Annotated in this window: 19 protein-coding genes; 5 read left to right on the top strand and 14 right to left on the bottom strand. The window is 34.6% G+C overall.

Annotated features, from left to right (window positions below; all coding sequences use genetic code 11):
* Positions 1-27: 27 nt before the first annotated feature.
* The 6 genes from ACM55M_RS12065 to ACM55M_RS12090 form a co-directional block, all read right to left on the bottom strand.
* On the bottom strand, positions 28-402 hold the full coding sequence (locus ACM55M_RS12065; protein ID WP_416857919.1) for a DNA topoisomerase IV: 375 nt from the start codon (positions 400-402) through the stop codon (positions 28-30).
* Positions 403-497: 95 nt separating this feature from the next.
* Positions 498-1,070: a pentapeptide repeat-containing protein gene (locus tag ACM55M_RS12070; RefSeq protein ID WP_416857921.1), complete on the bottom strand. Its 573-nt coding sequence runs from the start codon at positions 1,068-1,070 to the stop codon at positions 498-500.
* Complete coding sequence (locus ACM55M_RS12075) at positions 1,070-1,291, bottom strand: DUF6095 family protein (RefSeq protein WP_416857922.1); 222 nt, start codon at positions 1,289-1,291, stop codon at positions 1,070-1,072. The genes ACM55M_RS12070 and ACM55M_RS12075 overlap by 1 nt, the downstream gene beginning before the upstream one ends.
* A 95-nt stretch (positions 1,292-1,386) precedes the next feature.
* The gene (gene murQ, locus ACM55M_RS12080; RefSeq protein WP_416857923.1) at positions 1,387-2,199 is read right to left on the bottom strand and encodes an N-acetylmuramic acid 6-phosphate etherase; all 813 of its coding nucleotides are present in this window, start codon (positions 2,197-2,199) and stop codon (positions 1,387-1,389) included.
* A 165-nt stretch (positions 2,200-2,364) separates the two neighbouring features.
* Positions 2,365-3,033 (bottom strand): ZIP family metal transporter, encoded by a 669-nt coding sequence (locus ACM55M_RS12085; RefSeq protein ID WP_416857924.1) that lies wholly within the window; start codon positions 3,031-3,033, stop codon positions 2,365-2,367.
* Between the two features lie 105 nt (positions 3,034-3,138).
* Complete coding sequence (locus ACM55M_RS12090; protein ID WP_416857925.1) at positions 3,139-3,903, bottom strand: class I SAM-dependent methyltransferase; 765 nt, start codon at positions 3,901-3,903, stop codon at positions 3,139-3,141.
* 69 nt (positions 3,904-3,972) lie between these two features.
* Here ACM55M_RS12090 and ACM55M_RS12095 point away from each other — a divergent pair, with 69 nt between their 5' ends.
* On the top strand, positions 3,973-5,172 hold the full coding sequence (locus ACM55M_RS12095) for a THUMP domain-containing class I SAM-dependent RNA methyltransferase (RefSeq protein ID WP_416857926.1): 1,200 nt from the start codon (positions 3,973-3,975) through the stop codon (positions 5,170-5,172).
* 20 nt (positions 5,173-5,192) lie between these two features.
* Entirely contained in the window at positions 5,193-5,429 is a 237-nt protein-coding gene (locus tag ACM55M_RS12100) for a hypothetical protein (protein ID WP_416857927.1), read from the top strand.
* A 99-nt stretch (positions 5,430-5,528) separates the two neighbouring features.
* Here ACM55M_RS12100 and ACM55M_RS12105 read toward each other — a convergent pair whose 3' ends face one another.
* From ACM55M_RS12105 to ACM55M_RS12130, 6 genes are all read right to left on the bottom strand, one after another.
* On the bottom strand, positions 5,529-6,344 hold the full coding sequence (locus ACM55M_RS12105) for a DUF6048 family protein (RefSeq protein WP_416857929.1): 816 nt from the start codon (positions 6,342-6,344) through the stop codon (positions 5,529-5,531).
* A complete protein-coding gene (locus tag ACM55M_RS12110; protein WP_416857930.1) occupies positions 6,316-6,855 on the bottom strand; it encodes a DUF6452 family protein in 540 nt (179 codons plus the stop codon). The genes ACM55M_RS12105 and ACM55M_RS12110 overlap by 29 nt, the downstream gene beginning before the upstream one ends.
* Positions 6,856-6,958: 103 nt before the next feature.
* Entirely contained in the window at positions 6,959-8,371 is a 1,413-nt protein-coding gene (gene rlmD / locus ACM55M_RS12115; RefSeq protein ID WP_416857931.1) for a 23S rRNA (uracil(1939)-C(5))-methyltransferase RlmD, read from the bottom strand.
* A gap of 69 nt (positions 8,372-8,440) precedes the next feature.
* Positions 8,441-8,671 carry a hypothetical protein gene (locus ACM55M_RS12120; protein WP_416857933.1) on the bottom strand — a complete coding sequence of 77 codons (231 nt, stop codon included), beginning with the start codon at positions 8,669-8,671 and terminating at the stop codon, positions 8,441-8,443.
* 8 nt (positions 8,672-8,679) lie between these two features.
* Complete coding sequence (locus ACM55M_RS12125; protein ID WP_416857934.1) at positions 8,680-9,411, bottom strand: alpha/beta hydrolase; 732 nt, start codon at positions 9,409-9,411, stop codon at positions 8,680-8,682.
* A gap of 196 nt (positions 9,412-9,607) precedes the next feature.
* Positions 9,608-10,051, bottom strand: coding sequence for a hypothetical protein (locus ACM55M_RS12130; RefSeq protein ID WP_416857935.1), 444 nt, complete (start codon positions 10,049-10,051; stop codon positions 9,608-9,610).
* 264 nt (positions 10,052-10,315) lie between these two features.
* On the opposite strand from ACM55M_RS12130, the gene ACM55M_RS12135 reads away from it, so the two are divergent.
* From ACM55M_RS12135 to ACM55M_RS12145, 3 genes are all read left to right on the top strand, one after another.
* On the top strand, positions 10,316-10,777 hold the full coding sequence (locus ACM55M_RS12135) for a hypothetical protein (protein WP_416857936.1): 462 nt from the start codon (positions 10,316-10,318) through the stop codon (positions 10,775-10,777).
* 87 nt (positions 10,778-10,864) lie between these two features.
* Positions 10,865-11,371: a sensor histidine kinase gene (locus tag ACM55M_RS12140; protein WP_416857937.1), complete on the top strand. Its 507-nt coding sequence runs from the start codon at positions 10,865-10,867 to the stop codon at positions 11,369-11,371.
* 99 nt (positions 11,372-11,470) lie between these two features.
* Positions 11,471-11,881, top strand: coding sequence for an OsmC family peroxiredoxin (locus tag ACM55M_RS12145; RefSeq protein ID WP_416857938.1), 411 nt, complete (start codon positions 11,471-11,473; stop codon positions 11,879-11,881).
* 99 nt (positions 11,882-11,980) lie between these two features.
* Here the strand turns inward: ACM55M_RS12145 and ACM55M_RS12150 are convergent, their stop codons facing one another.
* Positions 11,981-15,010 carry a PAS domain S-box protein gene (locus tag ACM55M_RS12150; protein WP_416857939.1) on the bottom strand — a complete coding sequence of 1,010 codons (3,030 nt, stop codon included), beginning with the start codon at positions 15,008-15,010 and terminating at the stop codon, positions 11,981-11,983.
* 380 nt (positions 15,011-15,390) lie between these two features.
* The gene (locus tag ACM55M_RS12155) at positions 15,391-15,894 is read right to left on the bottom strand and encodes a sigma-70 family RNA polymerase sigma factor (protein WP_416857940.1); all 504 of its coding nucleotides are present in this window, start codon (positions 15,892-15,894) and stop codon (positions 15,391-15,393) included.
* Positions 15,895-15,969: the final 75 nt, after the last annotated feature.

A 15,969-nucleotide genomic window follows, 5' to 3' on the forward strand; every position in this document is an offset into this window, starting at 1 on the left:
TGATTTGTAAGTTTTAATTTGAAATTATTAATCACCAATCTTGGTGACAGTTCCTTTTTGTTTCGTGTCAACGCCCATCATTCCAAATTCAAAGGTATAGGAATTTTTTGAGGTTGTCAAAATTTTCATGTCGATTGCCTTTTCTTCGGCCCTGTTTTTGGGATGTAATTTCTGCAAAATATACTCACAATCATTTACCCAGCGAATCGAAGCCGTATCCGTTTTTCCTTCAAATGTTTCAATTTCCAGACTGTCGTTTCGCTCAAAAACGGTTGTTTTTTTTACACCGTTGACTTTGTATTCAAATTTGAATTTTCCAGTTTTAAAGTCCTTGCAATTGCGTTCCACATTGTAGCATGACATTAGTACTAGTAATGGGAGGAGGAAGATTATTTTTTTCATATTTTTTTGGAGCTGTTTACTGCTTTACGTTTCAATCTTTTTTCGGTAAAACCGCAAAAGGATTTCTCCCGAAACTTCGGGACAATCAGGGCTAGTTATTCGATTTTAATATCATATTTATCTAAAAGTCCAATGATTCCTTGTGTGGAAAATTTGGCTTTTTTCATGGGATTGAATTCGGGATCAATTTTAAAATTGGTTGCTTTTGAAAAATCGGCTCCGGCCAATTGGGTATTGTTAAAAATAGCACCATCGAAATTGCTGTTGTCAAAAACAGAACTCGTAAGATTGGTCCCAACAAAACTTACCTCTCTCAACGAACAAGAATTGAATTTTGTCTTTGGCATTTTTTTATTCGCAAACGAAGAATAATCCAACACGCATTCCTGAAAATTGACATTAAACAAGAAATCGTCGCATTCCTCAAATTGAATCCCCAGCAATTTGCAGTTTTTAAATTGTATTCCTTTTAAGCTTGTTCCGGATAATTTGGTCATCGCCAAATTACAATCGATGAATTCACAATCCATGAAGCTACTATAGGAGAAGTCACTATTTGATAAATCACAGTTTTTAAAAACGCAATCTTCAAATTCTCGGTTGTTTACTTTCTTATCGGTGTAAACAATTTTTTCAAATGTTTTTTGAACGTGAATTAGGTTTTCCATTAGTCGTTAAATAAGCTTTTCATAATTGTTTTTAATCCCAAGTACATCAGAAACATGGCGGCAAGACAAGCAATAATTCCAATTGCTAAAACCAAATAATGCCACGCATTTTGTTGATTCATAAAAGCGTTATAAATCACGGACGGACCTATAAACAGCAACGGCAAAGCGCCTGCTAAATATTTAATTCCTTTGGATAATAGTTCTTTGTTGGTTGCCATTTTAAGTTATAAATTTGGAATTAAATTATGCTAAAAACGAAGTGTGATTGCTTCGTTCCTCGCAGTGACGTTTCGATTTAAAACTGTGACTGTTTCTAACCGTTATAATTATCAACTGCCTTCCGCACACTGCCGTGTTTTTTCAATAATTCAGCCGCTTTTTCATAGGAAACCGGAATTTCTCCCATAATCATTTTCACGCCGCGATCGACCAGTTTGCTATTGCTCAGTTGCATATCGACCATTTTGTTGCCTTTCACTTTCCCCAGTTGAATCATGGTAGCGGTGGTAATCATATTCAGTACCAGTTTTTGGGCTGTTCCTGCTTTCATACGGGAACTTCCGGTTACAAATTCTGGTCCCACAACTACTTCGATTGGGAATTTTGCGGTTTGCGAAAGCGGGCTTCCTGCATTGCAAGAAATACTTGCTGTAGTAATATGCTTTTCGTTACAAGCCTGTAATCCTCCAATAACATAAGGCGTTGTTCCTGAAGCGGCAATTCCTACAACAACATCATTCTCGTTTACATCGAAAGCTTTCAAATCAATCCAGGCTTGTGTGGCGTTGTCTTCGGCATTTTCTACAGCTCTACGGATTGCGGTATCGCCACCGGCAATAATTCCGATTACTAAATCGAAAGGGACTCCAAATGTTGGTGGACATTCCGAAGCATCCAGAATTCCCAAACGCCCCGAAGTTCCCGCGCCAATGTAAAATAATCGTCCGCCGAGTTTCATTTTGGCAACGATTTCGGTCACTAAACTTTCTATTTGTGGCAACGCTTTTTCTACGGTAAGCGGAACGGTTTTGTCTTCCTGATTGATATTAGAAAGCAATTCCTGAACCGACATTTTTTCTAAATGTTCGTATTTTGAGGATTGTTCGGTGGTTTTTGTAAAGGTCATAAATGATGTTGTTTTTGAAGGGGCAACTTGCGAGTTGTCCGTACATTTATTTTTCTGCGTGAGGGATAGCATCGGAAATCCTTTTTTACTCCTGGAGCGATAGCGAAGGGAGAAAAAAGATTGCAGCGTATAGCCCGACCCTTGTGGTCACGCCCAAATTATAAATTATATAAAATACGCCAAGGCAATCCCAAAAATAATCATTGAAACTTTGGCGATATTGAACTTATGTCCTTCGCTGGTTTCAAAAATAATGGTGGATGAAATATGAAATAAGATTCCTATTACTATGGCTGTGATTTCAGTATAATATATGTTTAAGATGGGCATATAATCAGACAAAAATGTGCCCAGCGGGGTCATAATTGCAAAAGTTGCCATGAAGAAAAGTATCGCTTTTTTATCCAGACTTGCATTGATGAAAAAGGTGGTCAAAATAATGGCAATTGGCAAATGATGAATGGCTATTCCCACCGCTAAATCATGGTGATGGCTTACTGGAAATCCTTCCAGAAAGGCGTGGATGCAAAGACTGATGAATAACAACCACGGGATTTGGGTCATTATTTCATGGCCGTGAACGTGACCGTGTTCGGCGCCTTTGGAGAAAAATTCCAATATGATCTGGAATAAGATTCCCAGCATGATAAAAATTCCAATTTTTGGATTAGCGCTTTCGTAGACTTCGGGTAATAAATGCATTACCGTTAAAGAAAGTAGAAAGGAGCCGCTAAAAGCCAATAAAAGCTTGAGGTTCGTTTTGTTTTTTGGTCTTAAAACCAAAGCGAAAATATATCCTATAAGTACGGAAAGTAAGGGTAAAAGATAATTCATGTTTTTTGTTAAATCGTTTATTTGTTTATTCGTTTAACCGTTTAATATGTTTGACGGTTTATTTATTCGATTAACCACATAACAATTAACCGATTAACCAACCAACTATTTGAAAATCATGATGAGTCGCTCACTATCTGTTTTGTGGAATTTTTTCAATTTGTAATCGCCAAAAATATCCAATAAGTAAATTCCGGCTTCTTCCATTAATTCTTCAAAATCCTTGAGTGTCAAAGCTTTTACTTTTTCGGTGAAATGAAATTTTTGACCTTTGTCCTCAAAATCAATTTCTTTGTAAATATGACCGTCTTTTAGATAACGTTTGATGTGAAAATCGATTTCTTCGACTGTTTTTGTTTCTTCAGGAACTAATGATTCGAAGACTTGGTTGACATTCATAAAATCAATCACGGCAAAACCATATTCCGAAAGGCTTTCTTTAATGGCTTTTAATGTGGTAAGATTGTCTTCGTCATTTTCGAAATAACCAAAACTGGTAAATAAGTTGAAAATGGCATCAAATTTCTCTTCAAAAGGTTCCCGCATGTCATGAACTTTGAAATGCAGCGTTTCATTAGTGTTTTTAGAAGCTTCGGCAATACTATTTTCAGATAAATCAGCACCAAGAACATTAAATCCCAATTGGTTCAAATAAATAGAATGACGGCCTTTGCCACACGCTAAATCCAATACTTTTGCTTTTTCAGGAAGATTTAAATAATGTGTAAGATTATCCATAAAAACCTGGGCTTCTCGGTAATTTCGTTCTTTGTAAAGAATGTGATAATAGGGAGAGTCAAACCAAGAGGTATACCAGTTTTCACTTGATTTTATTTGATTTTCAGTTGGTGGATTTTGTGCTGCAGACATTTATTCTTTTTCAATTAATTCGATTGATGCAAATTTAGTGTATTTTTGCACCGAATACTTGATTTTACAATGGAAAATAATTATAAAATGATTGCCAAAACCTTTTTTGGTTTTGAAGAAATATTAGCAAAAGAATTGCAAATGCTGGGCGCACAAAACGTGGAGCAAGGCGTAAGAATGGTGAGTTTTAAAGGAGATAAAGGTTTTATGTACAAAGCGAATTTGGCTTTGCGTACGGCTTTGAAAATTCTGAAACCTATTTATTTTTTCAAGGCAAATAATGAACAAGCTTTGTACAAAGGGATTTCAAGTATGAATTGGTCTAAATTACTGAATGCCAATCAGACTTTTGTCATTGATACCACGGTGCATTCGGAATACTTTAATCACTCGGAATTTGTTTCCCAAAAATGTAAGGATGCAATCGTAGATCAGTTCAGGGAAAGAACGGGGCAACGACCAAGTATTGATAAAGTGCATCCTGATTTGAGAATCAATATTCATATTGATAAAGACCAGGTTTCTGTAGCACTGGATACGTCCGGGAATTCATTGAACCAGCGTGGGTATCGTACCGCTACTAATATTGCTCCTATAAACGAGGTTTTGGCTGCAGGAATTCTATTGCTTTCCGGTTGGGACGGTCAAGGCGATTTCTTGGATCCAATGTGTGGTTCCGGAACATTCTTAGCCGAAGCGGCGATGATTGCCTGTAATATTCCGGCAAACATTAACCGTAAAGAATTTGCTTTCGAAAAATGGAACGATTGGGACAATGATTTGTTTGATAATATTTCAGACAGTTTATTGAAACGCGTTCGGGAGTTTCATTATACCATAAAAGGCTACGATAAAGCACCAAGTGCGGTTCAAAAAGCCAAAGACAATATCAAAAATGCCAATCTTGATGAGTATATTTCTATCGAGGAGCAGAACTTTTTTGATACGGAAAAAACATCAGAAGGGAAATTGCACATGGTTTTCAATCCGCCTTATGATGAGCGATTGGATATTCATATGGAAGAATTCTACAAAAGTATTGGCGATACCTTAAAGAAAAATTACCCGGGAACTAACGCTTGGTTTATCACGGCTAATCTGGAAGCTTTGAAATACGTTGGACTAAAACCTTCGAGAAAAATCAAACTTTTCAATGCTGGTTTAGAAGCGCGATTGGTTAAATACGAAATGTACGAAGGAAGCAAGAGAACCAAATTTCAGGTATCAGAAAGCGGAGATCAGGTGTCAGATTCAGATAATAATATATAAATTAAAACGCATAATTTATTATGACCAAATTACAAGTACGGGCATTTCTTTTCCAACTGGGTTGTTTTGCCATATTATTTACTTTATTTAGATATATCGTAGCACATTATACCAATTTAACAGGTTATTGGATTCCATTGACTGCTTTTGCAATTGGGACGCTTTTATCGCCAAAATTTCAAGCGGTGAAAACGAAGGATGGAGAAAAATTATTTATGAAATGGATTTTCATTAAAGGACTTCGGGTTATTGGATAGTTTTAATAAGTCTTAGAGTATATGTTTATTCATTACTCAAAACAAAAAAATATCGCAAAGAGAACTGTTGTTTTCTTTGCGATATTTTTTTATTCTGAATTATTTATTCTCTACTTTTTTAGGAACGATTGAAGCTATTTTTTTCTTGTAAAAAGGGATGAAATAGGTAACTGTGTAATTGAATCCTACCCCAAAAGTACCATTATAGGTTCTATTGAAACCAGGAATATATAGATTGTCAAAATTGTCTGGTTTTTTATTAGAAACCAATGCGTTCAAGCGAAGGCTGAAACCTACAAACACATTATCAAAAACTTTAGCTTTTACACCTGCCACGACTTCAATCCAGCTAGCGGTCAGTCCACTGTATTTAGCTCCGGATGTAATTGCCGGTACTTGGCCAAAATAAGGATTAGCATTATAGATTTTATAACTGTTCAATTGTTGACTAAAACTGCTCAAACCAAATCGCATTCCTATCGAAATAATATTTTCCATATCCAGCCAGTTTTCATAGCCATTGTAATCAAAACCTGCTTTTAGGTAAGTCCCTTTTGCTGTGGTATTCAATCGGTCGTCTTCAGTTGTTTTATTTTCGTTTCCAACTTCAGCTGCTAGGAAATATCTTTTTGTCAAACGATAATCGCCGACTAATTCTAAGCCTTTATAATTTTTATCATATAATGCACGCGTCAATTTGTATAAATCAACACCCACACGAAAACCATAACGATCTGTTTTTATAATGGTATCGTTCTTTATTTCGGATGAGTTTTTTTTAACTACAGGTTTTGGAGCTTCAGGAACGACTCCATCCATTTTTTTTCTTTGGATGGTGTCGGTGTCTTGTGCTTGCGCCAAAAAAAGAGACAACATGAGGCAAAAACTAAAAAAATATTTTAATGTGTGTGTCATTTTCGTTATCGATATTACTTTTTTCAACCGAGATGTATTTAATCCATTTTGTATCAGGAACCGCTGCATCAGTATGTGTGTAAGGGTTTGAAGTGTTTAACGTAAACAGCGTCTTAAAACCACAAGCTCTTGATACAAAAAAGTCAGCTCTGGTATAATCAAACCTTATATTGTCTGCGTTTACTAATGCTGGATTTGTATTTCCGGAATTTAAAATAAAACTATAGCTTGTTGTATCGTCGGTTGTTTTCAATGGAATTGAAATCGTGCTTCCGTTAGTCAGGTATTTAAAGTCATCAGTAGCACTGGCATTAAAAATAATTCCATCAGTCATTCCTGGACTAACTACTTTTAGATTTGTCACATTTTTCAAAACCGAAGGATTCAAGAAATCATAAAAACCAATGATTAAACGTGGCGTTGTAGGAGTATTTGCATCGCATATATCATCTTTCTCACAACTGGAGAGCGATAGCGCTAAAACGAATACCAATAAAATTATTTTTCTCATGTTTTTTTAATGAAGATTTTTGATTGCAGTTTATTAAAATCTGCAATCAAAAATCGTTAATCTTCACCGAGTTTTTGCGAATTAGCGAAGCAATAAAAAGCAATTATCTTTTTTCTAAAAGTACTACATTTTCAACGTGATGCGTTTGCGGAAACATATCCACAGGACGTACCCGAGTCACTTTGTATTTCTCGTCCATCAAAGCCAAATCACGCGCCTGTGTAGCCGAATTACAACTTACATAAACTACTTTTTCAGGAGCAATTTTCATAATTTGTTCGATTACATCTTTGTGCATTCCGTCTCTTGGTGGATCGGTGATAATCACATCAGGATGTCCGTGTTGAGCAATGAAACTATCGTTGAAAACAACTTTCATATCTCCTACAAAGAACTCGCAATTGCTGATTTCATTGCGTTTAGCATTTAATTTAGCATCTTTAATGGCTTCAGGAACACTTTCCACACCTATTACTTTTTTTGCTTTTTTCGAAACAAACTGTGCAATAGTTCCCGTTCCGGTATATAAATCATAAACGATTTCATTTCCAGTTAGTCCGGCAAAATCACGTGTTATTTTATACAGTTCGTATGCTTGGTCAGAATTGGTTTGGTAAAAAGATTTCGCATTAATGCTGAATTTTAACCCTTCCATCTCTTCCAAGATATAATCTCTTCCTTTGTATAATTTAATGTCAGTGTCGTATAAAGTATCGTTGGCTTTATTGTTCACCACGTATTGTAGCGAAGTAATTTGCGGAAATTTCTCGTAAAGATGGTCCAGAAGTAATTCTCTGTTGGCTTTGTCATTTTCAAAAAACTGAATCAAAACCATGATTTCACCGGTCGAAGCCGTACGCAACATCAAAGTTCTGAGCAATCCTTCGTGATCTCGCGGATTGAAGAAAGTCAAGCCATGTGTATTGGCAAAATCTCTCACTTCATTTCTAATCGCATTTGATGGATCTTCTTGCAAATGGCATTTGTTGATATCTAGGATTTTATCCCACATTTTTGGAATGTGAAAACCAAGTGCGTTTCTGTTTCCTAAATCTTCGGTGCTGTCAATTTCCTTTTCGGTTAACCAACGGCTGTTCGAAAACGAAAATTCCATTTTATTTCTGTAAAAAAACTGTTTTTCCGAACCAAGAATTGCTTCAAATTCCGGAAGTTCTATTTTTCCAATGCGTTGCAAATGATTTTTTACCTCATTTTGCTTGTAATACAACTGTTGGCTGTATTTCATATTCTGCCATTTACACCCCCCGCAAACACCAAAGTGGTCGCAAATAGGTTCTACTCGATGCTCTGAATATTCATGAAAATGAACTGCTTTTCCTTCGTAATAGGCCTTGCGCTTCTTGAAAGTCTGCACATCAACCACATCACCGGGAACCACATTCGGGATAAAAACTACTTTTCCGTCGGGAGCCTTTGCTACCGAAACGCCTTTTGCACCAGCATCAAGGACTTTTATTTGATGAAAGACAACTTTGTCTGTATTTTTCTTTGCCATAGCGCAAAAATAAGCGTTTGAATGGTTTTATAAATTCAAATTGGGAAATATTTTTAGTTTCAAGTGTTTTTATTTGAGCCAATTCCCGCTTTTCGCTACAAATCCTCGTTCCGCAAGCAGTATCAATGCGCCCGTAAAGGAGTATTTTGGATACCCTCTCCTTTGGGGAAGGGCTGGGGGTAAGGAGTAGCTCTTTACCGGTAAGCGTTCCAAAGCTTTGGAAACTGCAGATTTTTCACTATAATCGGGAGCAGTGGGAGTTGTGGGTAAGAATTGGATTTTGTTGTTAGCGACTGGCATATTTTGTCTTATCGCGATTTAATAAATGATAAAATGGTATTCAAAATTATTTGTTGTTGTTGCTCTCTGCTAATAGTAGCTTTATTGTCGCCTAATTGTGAGCCATAGTAACCAAATTGTGAATGATTAGCCCCTTCGATTAGGATATATTTAGTTGTTGCCGGTAATTTAGGTTTATTTAAGACAAGACTCTTTGCATCAGCAACTCCGTCATTAGAACCGTAAATTTTCATTATTGATATTGATGATTTAGAAAGGTCAAAGTCTCTGGGTTGTGTGGTTCCCAATAAAATTAATTTATCGATTAATGTAGGGTTTTCATAAACAAACTGAGAGGCCATCATACCGCCTTTTGAATGTCCTGCTAAAATATATTGCTTTGTGGTATCTTTGAAAAAGCCCATTTCTTTTGGCCTTTTATAGCCGTACGATGGAAGCCGCCAAGGCATTTTGATAATAATACTTTTATAACCATTATTAGCAATTTTTCTGCAAAGTGGGGTATATGCTTCTGGTTCTACTAAAGTACCCGGATAAAAGATAAATACTTTTTGATAACCCTTTTTTGGTGTAAATGAAATAAAGTCATTTGTATTCTTAACTTGAACAGTTGAATTGTTTTGAAAAATAGTAGTGTCAACTCCTTTAGTTTGGTATGAATTTCCTATCCAAATTAAAAAACACAATCCAGCAGTCGCCCAGATCAAACCGAATATTTTTATTTTTTGTTTCTTCATCATTCTAAAGGATGTTAAAATTTTATAATAGGCTGCTGCCGGAATGGTATTTCACAGCAGTTTAGAATATCTTTTAAAAGAAGTGAAACTGCTCCGAAACTCCATTTTTATTGTATTTATGGTTCCCATAACTTACTGTTGCAATTTTCAAATTTACACGTAAATAGTACACAAAAGCAAAGAAGTTTAAATCCTTGAATTATTGCTTTTGTTTAATTAATTCATAGTTAATTATCGTAGGCAGGTAGAAAAATAAATCAGCAGTGATTTTTCCAAGAATAATTCCCAGAAAATAATTTCCGGTTAGTATTGGCATCCAATACATGAAAAAAGGACGAATAAAGAAGAAATCCAAAATGGCAGGATAACCAAATTCCAATGCCAGATTTTTCACCAATAAAAGAGTTTCTTCTAAGGTAGTTTTTTGATTGAGTCGTTTATTCTCTTTAGCCAGTTTCCTGTATGACCTCACAATTATGATTCCGTAAAATGCAAAATACTCAGCAATTGTTATCAAATATGCCGTTGTCAAACCGCTAAGAATTCTGCTGAATTGGGAACTAAGCAACGCGGAACTTGTGGCAGCTAATTCTGCATATTTGTATCGGTCAAACCATTCTTTAAAATTCTCTTTATTAAACATGGGGCGTATTCATTTATATTAAAAAGGAGCAACCTAAAAGCTTCCGTCTGCTTCAGTAAGTCTACAAAATTAAGGGTTTTAGTTGCTAAAACCAACCTGAAAAATAGAAACCGGTCAGTTTGTGACTTTTAATAAGTAAATTGATTTATGTTTCAAAATTTAATTTTTTTTGAAAAAAATGATATTTAAGTAAAATTAATTGTACGAATTTTATACTCTCATTTTTAACGTATATATTTACAGTACTAACAAATACATTATTATATGGAATTGTATCGCAAATTATCAAAAATCAGTTTTCTTAAAAACAGCTATGCATACAAATTCCTTTTTGTTACGTTTATAGGTATTCATATTCCATTAATTGGATTACTTTTTTTTGTTGTATATGGAAAACAATCAGCTTCACCCCATTCGATAGTCCTTTTTACATTAATTATGACTTTGCTGGCTACAGGTATTACTTTGTGGGTATTGAAAAAATTAATAAAACCCATTGAAGTGGCCTCAAAAGCATTGGATAATTACAAGAACTCTAGGGTTGTTCCTGAACTGCCAACAGCCTTTAAGGACGAGGCAGGTTTGTTAATGGCAAATATTCAGGGTTCAATTACTGAAAACGAAAAATACATCAATGATAAGCAAGATTTAGTCTATTTGCTTTCGCATGATTTAAGAACTTTTGCTGGCAATTCCCTGGGATTAGCTAAACTTATTTTAGAATAAAATCCATCAGAATCTATTATAGAATATGTAGATTTGATTTGTCAATCGACCGATCAACAGTTTGTTTTCATTGAAACGTTTATCAAATTGATTAAGGATGAAGATGAAATTTCCAAAAAAGAAACAGATCCCAAAAATGTTCAAATCGCGTCAGTCTTATCCCGTGTAGGAGAACAAGTCGCACAAAAACTGGCTAGTAAAAAGATTAAACTGATTACAGTAATTGAAATTGAGGAAGCTCGTCTTAAAATAGAAGAAGATTTATTGATTCGGGTTTTAGTTAATTTAATTGATAATGCTATAAAATTCTCGCTTCCTGAAAGTGAAATAAAGGTTAGTGTTCATTTGAATAAAGGGCAATTGGCCTTTGTTGTTTCTGATTCCGGAATAGGTTTTGATCCAAAATATAAGGAAGAACTTTTTAAAAAATTTACCAATAGAAGCAGATTAGGAACGGCTAATGAACCTTCAACCGGAATAGGATTGTATTTGTGTAGAAAAATTGTCGAAAAATATCAGGGAAAACTTTTGGCTGAAAGTGGAGGAATTAATGAAGGAGCTACATTTTCATTTTTTTTTGAAAATGTAAATTGATTCCTGTTGAACTTTAAATATTCGTTAAAAAAATCACAGTTCTTAAAAATATATTTTTTAAAAGAACTAAATTTGAGAAAACTAAAAAAAACTATAATTATGAAAAGAAATGCAACTGCAGTCTGGATTGGTACACTTAAAGAAGGAGCCGGGAAACTGACAACACAAAGTAAAACTTTAGAAAATACACAATATTCGTTCAAATCGCGTTTTGAAGAAGGAGTAGGGACTAATCCTGAAGAGCTTGTTGCGGCAGCGCACTCCGGGTGTTTTACGATGCAACTATCTGCTTATATAACTGAAGGAGGTTTTGAAATTGAAAGTATCGAAACCAAATGTGATATTGATTTGGTAGAAGGGACGATTATAACGTCACACTTAACAGTAAATGCAAAAGTGAAAGGAATAACGGATGCAATTTTTCAAGAATTGGTTACAAAAGCGGAGAAAAATTGCCCTATTTCTAAACTATTGAACGCAGCAATTTCTACTACGGCTACATTAGTATAAAAATAAGAATTCATAAAAGGCTCGATTTAATTGTAAATCGAGCCTTTTATGTTACAGTTGGTTTCTTTATAAGAAAGTAATTTACACTTTTTCTGTCGTCTAATTATAGTTGTTTACTTCCTTTTTTTTGAAATACTTATACATCATTACCATTAATTCCTCTTTCTTTACAGGTTTTGAAATATAATCATTACATCCTGCTGTTATTGCCTTTTCTTTGTCACCTATTTGTGCATAGGCTGTTTGTGCAATAATAATTATATCTTTATTAAATTTCCGTATTTTTTTTGTGGCTTCATAACCGTCCATTACAGGCATTTGAATATCCATCAATACCAAATCGATGTCAGGATTATTATGACACATTTCAACCGCTCCAATTCCAGTTTTTGCCCTTAAAATTTCTTTACTAAATTTCTTTATTGTCTGTGTAAGTAGTCTCCCTGATATTTCGTCGTCTTCGACAATTAGTATTTTCAGGCTTTTAATTTGCCTTTCATCAACATGTACCAAATCAATAATTTTTACGGTCTTTTTTATTTCCTGTTCGCAATTGTAAGGAATTGTAAAATAAAATATGGAACCTTTTCCAATTTCGCTTTCTACCCAAATTTCTCCACCTAGCATTTCCACAAAAGCTTTTGAGATTGATAATCCCAATCCGGCTCCTTCATAATTTCGGGTTAGCGATTCACTGCCTTGTCTGAACCTTTCAAAAACGATTTCCAATTGTTCTTTCCGAATACCTGTGCCTGTATCCTTTACAAAAAACTCCAGTTCGTAAGGCTCAAAAAGATAGCCTGACATACCCGCTGCCCTTGGTTTGGCTGGCTTTAAGACATACCCAAATTCAATAGAACCGCTATGGGTAAATTTTATAGCATTTTTAACCAGATTGGTAAGAATGGCATAGATTTTCTCGCGGTCTGTTTTAATCAGGGTCTCTTTTGATGGTAATGAGTTTTTAAAGGAAAACTGCATGTTTTTAGCATCAATCTCTGGCTTAAAGAAAGTATGGATGTATTCAATTTGCTGGTTGATATTTGTTTCAGAAATTAAAATTTTCATTGATCCAGATTCTACCTTCGAAATATCAATAATATCGTTGATGATATTGAGCATACGATTACCACTTCTCTCTATAATGCCAATATACTCTTGCTGTTCTTCACCCGTTAAGCTAGGTTCTTTAAGCAATTCGGCGAAGCCAAGAATGCCGTTCATTGGTGTGCGGATTTCATGGCTCATATTAGAAAGGAATGCCGATTTTAGACGGTCGCTTTCTTCGGCTTTTTCTTTGGCGATTGTAAGTTCCTCTTCAATCCGCTTACGTTCGGTAATATCTTGAATGGTACCAATCATTTTTATTGGCTGATTTTCTTCATTATATAGAACTTCGCCTAATGTGTGAATCCAGCGTTCTTCTTTATCGTTATTTCTGATAATTTTATATTCTTTATCAAATTTGCATTGATGTGTAATTACTTCATTTCTAAAATAATCCACTATAATTTGTAACCATTCCGGATGAACAATCGAATACAAATCCTGTATTGATTTATTATAATTAGAATTAATCCCAAAAATAGCTTCTAAAATATCAGAACTTGTCCAAGTATCATTTTTAATATTTATAGTATAGGTACCAAGTCGTGCAATTGTTTGCGTTTCTTTTAAAAACATTTCGCTGTTCTTTAACATCTCTTCAGCCCGTTTGCGTTCGGTGATATTGCGTGTATGGGCGAGGTATACTACCTTACCGTGGTATTGTAAAGGCACGGCGCTGGTCTCTAGCCAGTTATGGCCGCCCTTAAGACCTACCAATTCAAATTCCATTTGTATTGATTCGCCGGCGATTACCCGTTTATGCATTTTTATAAAAGCACTGCGGTATTCTGTACTGATAAGACCAAAAATCTCTTGCCCAGCTACTTGTTCCATCGAGTCAGCCTCGATTATAGCCAACCCAGCCGGGTTCATCAATAACAATCGACCCTCTGCATCCACTATCTTGATGCATTCAGGCTCAGCTTCAATGATAGTTCGCAGGTGGTATTCGCTTTCGATGAGCTTAGTTTTAGATTGTATACGCTCGGTGATATCCCGTATTGCTCCATCGATGTGGTTTGGATTGCCATTTTTATCTAATATTAAGCGGGCGTTAATTGAAGCATGCTTTATTTTGCCGGTTTTTGTCTTAAGTTTTAATTCATAATCCTGGAGTTCTCCATTTTTCATTATTGCGTCAAGCAGGACATTCCTGTCATCAGGGTTATAATAGAGATTATGCACAGGGGTGCCTATGATTTCATCCCTAGTGAATTTAGAAAAATATTTAATTGATGGACTTATTTCGAGAATAATCCCTGCAAGGTCGGTTTGATAGAATACGTCTTGTATATTTTCGAAAATGGTGCGGTACTTTTTCTCGCTTTCTCTTAACTCATTTTCAGTGTGTCGGTGTTTTGTGTTGTCAGACTTAAGCATTTCATTCTTAGCATTTATTTTAAATAAGAAAAGGAATGCCAATAGCAATAACACTATTAACGCACCGGATTCAATTATTTTGAATAATAAGATAGTATCCCATGACTTTGCATTAAAATCCATTGCAAATACGGCAATAGTCTTTCCTGTAACTTCATCTTTTATAGGAATAAGCACACTTATCCATGTTCCCCATCTATCGGTAAGGGAACCTGTGACAAATTCTTTTCCATTGTCAAAAGGTAAGCTGTAAACCAAGTCAGCTTCCGAATATTCCTGTCCGGGAGGTGAATAATCTTTTGATTCAGCAGGTTCGGAATCTGCAATAAAGTATATTTTTCCATTTTGCCTAATATATATATATGCAAATCGCGCTTTGGGATTGACGCTAATTATTGCTTTCAAAGTATTTTTTATAGCTTTATACTGCGGGGTATCAATATCGCTTGGTTTTCCTTTAAGTGTTTTTAAATTCTCTTTTGGCAATGTTGTTCCAATGGATCTTGCAATTTGCAATACTTCGTCAGCCTGATCTTTTTTAAATTGTTTCCAGTTGTAAAGGAGATATAGTACACCTAAAAGTAGAATTAGGAATAACACTGTTTTTTGTAACGGTGCTTTTTTTAGTTTAATTTTTTTCATACACACCTAAGATTATCGTTGTTTGATTACACGGTCTGAGATGATTGTCTCGATTGCGTTATAAAGGATTGTATATGCAAATGAATTTTTAGCATTTCTACAAACATAGTAATTCTCCTTTCTAATGTAATGATAATTATTAACAAAACAGCACTTGTATTTCTTTAATACTTTGTTAACGAGCAAGAAAATATATTGAGATACAATATATTTCCATTGTCGGCTGAATAAATTGTTTTTTTTAAATTAATTGATTGATTACCGTTTTTTGAATCTACCTTATAACTTAACGGTAAATTCAAAAAAAAATTAGAGGAATAACGGATTTGTTTTTTAAGTATAGTTTACAAAAGTAGAAAAACCAAGCCTTTTCTATTATGTTAATTCTTATTAAATAACAATAGTACCAGAAATAAGACATTGCCATTAGCCTTTTCTCGTATAAAAGCATAAGACCTTTTCATTTGAGTTTTTACAGTATTTATAGATATATCGTAAGTTTCCGCAATTTCAGAATAACTAAGATCATTTATGACATGGGAAATAAAAATATTTCTTCTGGCTTCAGGAAGTAAATCTAAAAGCTTAAGTACTTTGATAATTTTGCTGTCGTCCGTTTTTTCAAGATTTATTGGATCTTCATATTCGGGAATGGATAAGTTGTTTTTTTCTACATCAATTCTTTTTATTTTTTCTAAATATTGAAGACTCAAATTTTTTACAGCTTTAGCCCCATAAGTCTTAAATGATGTGTTAATGACTGTGCTCTGCTCTTTATTCCAGAAATAAATAAAAAAATCTTGAACAATATCCTTTGCAGCTTCTCTATCCTTTGTTATTTGGAAAGAAACCAAGGATAAAAACACAAAGTGTTCTTTGTACAATTCCTCAAATTTTTTTATATCCTCATGAAATGACATTTCCTAATACTAATAAATTGATTTATATTATTGCATAGT

Source organism: Flavobacterium galactosi, from assembly GCF_048158585.1.
GTDB lineage: Bacteria > Bacteroidota > Bacteroidia > Flavobacteriales > Flavobacteriaceae > Flavobacterium > Flavobacterium galactosi.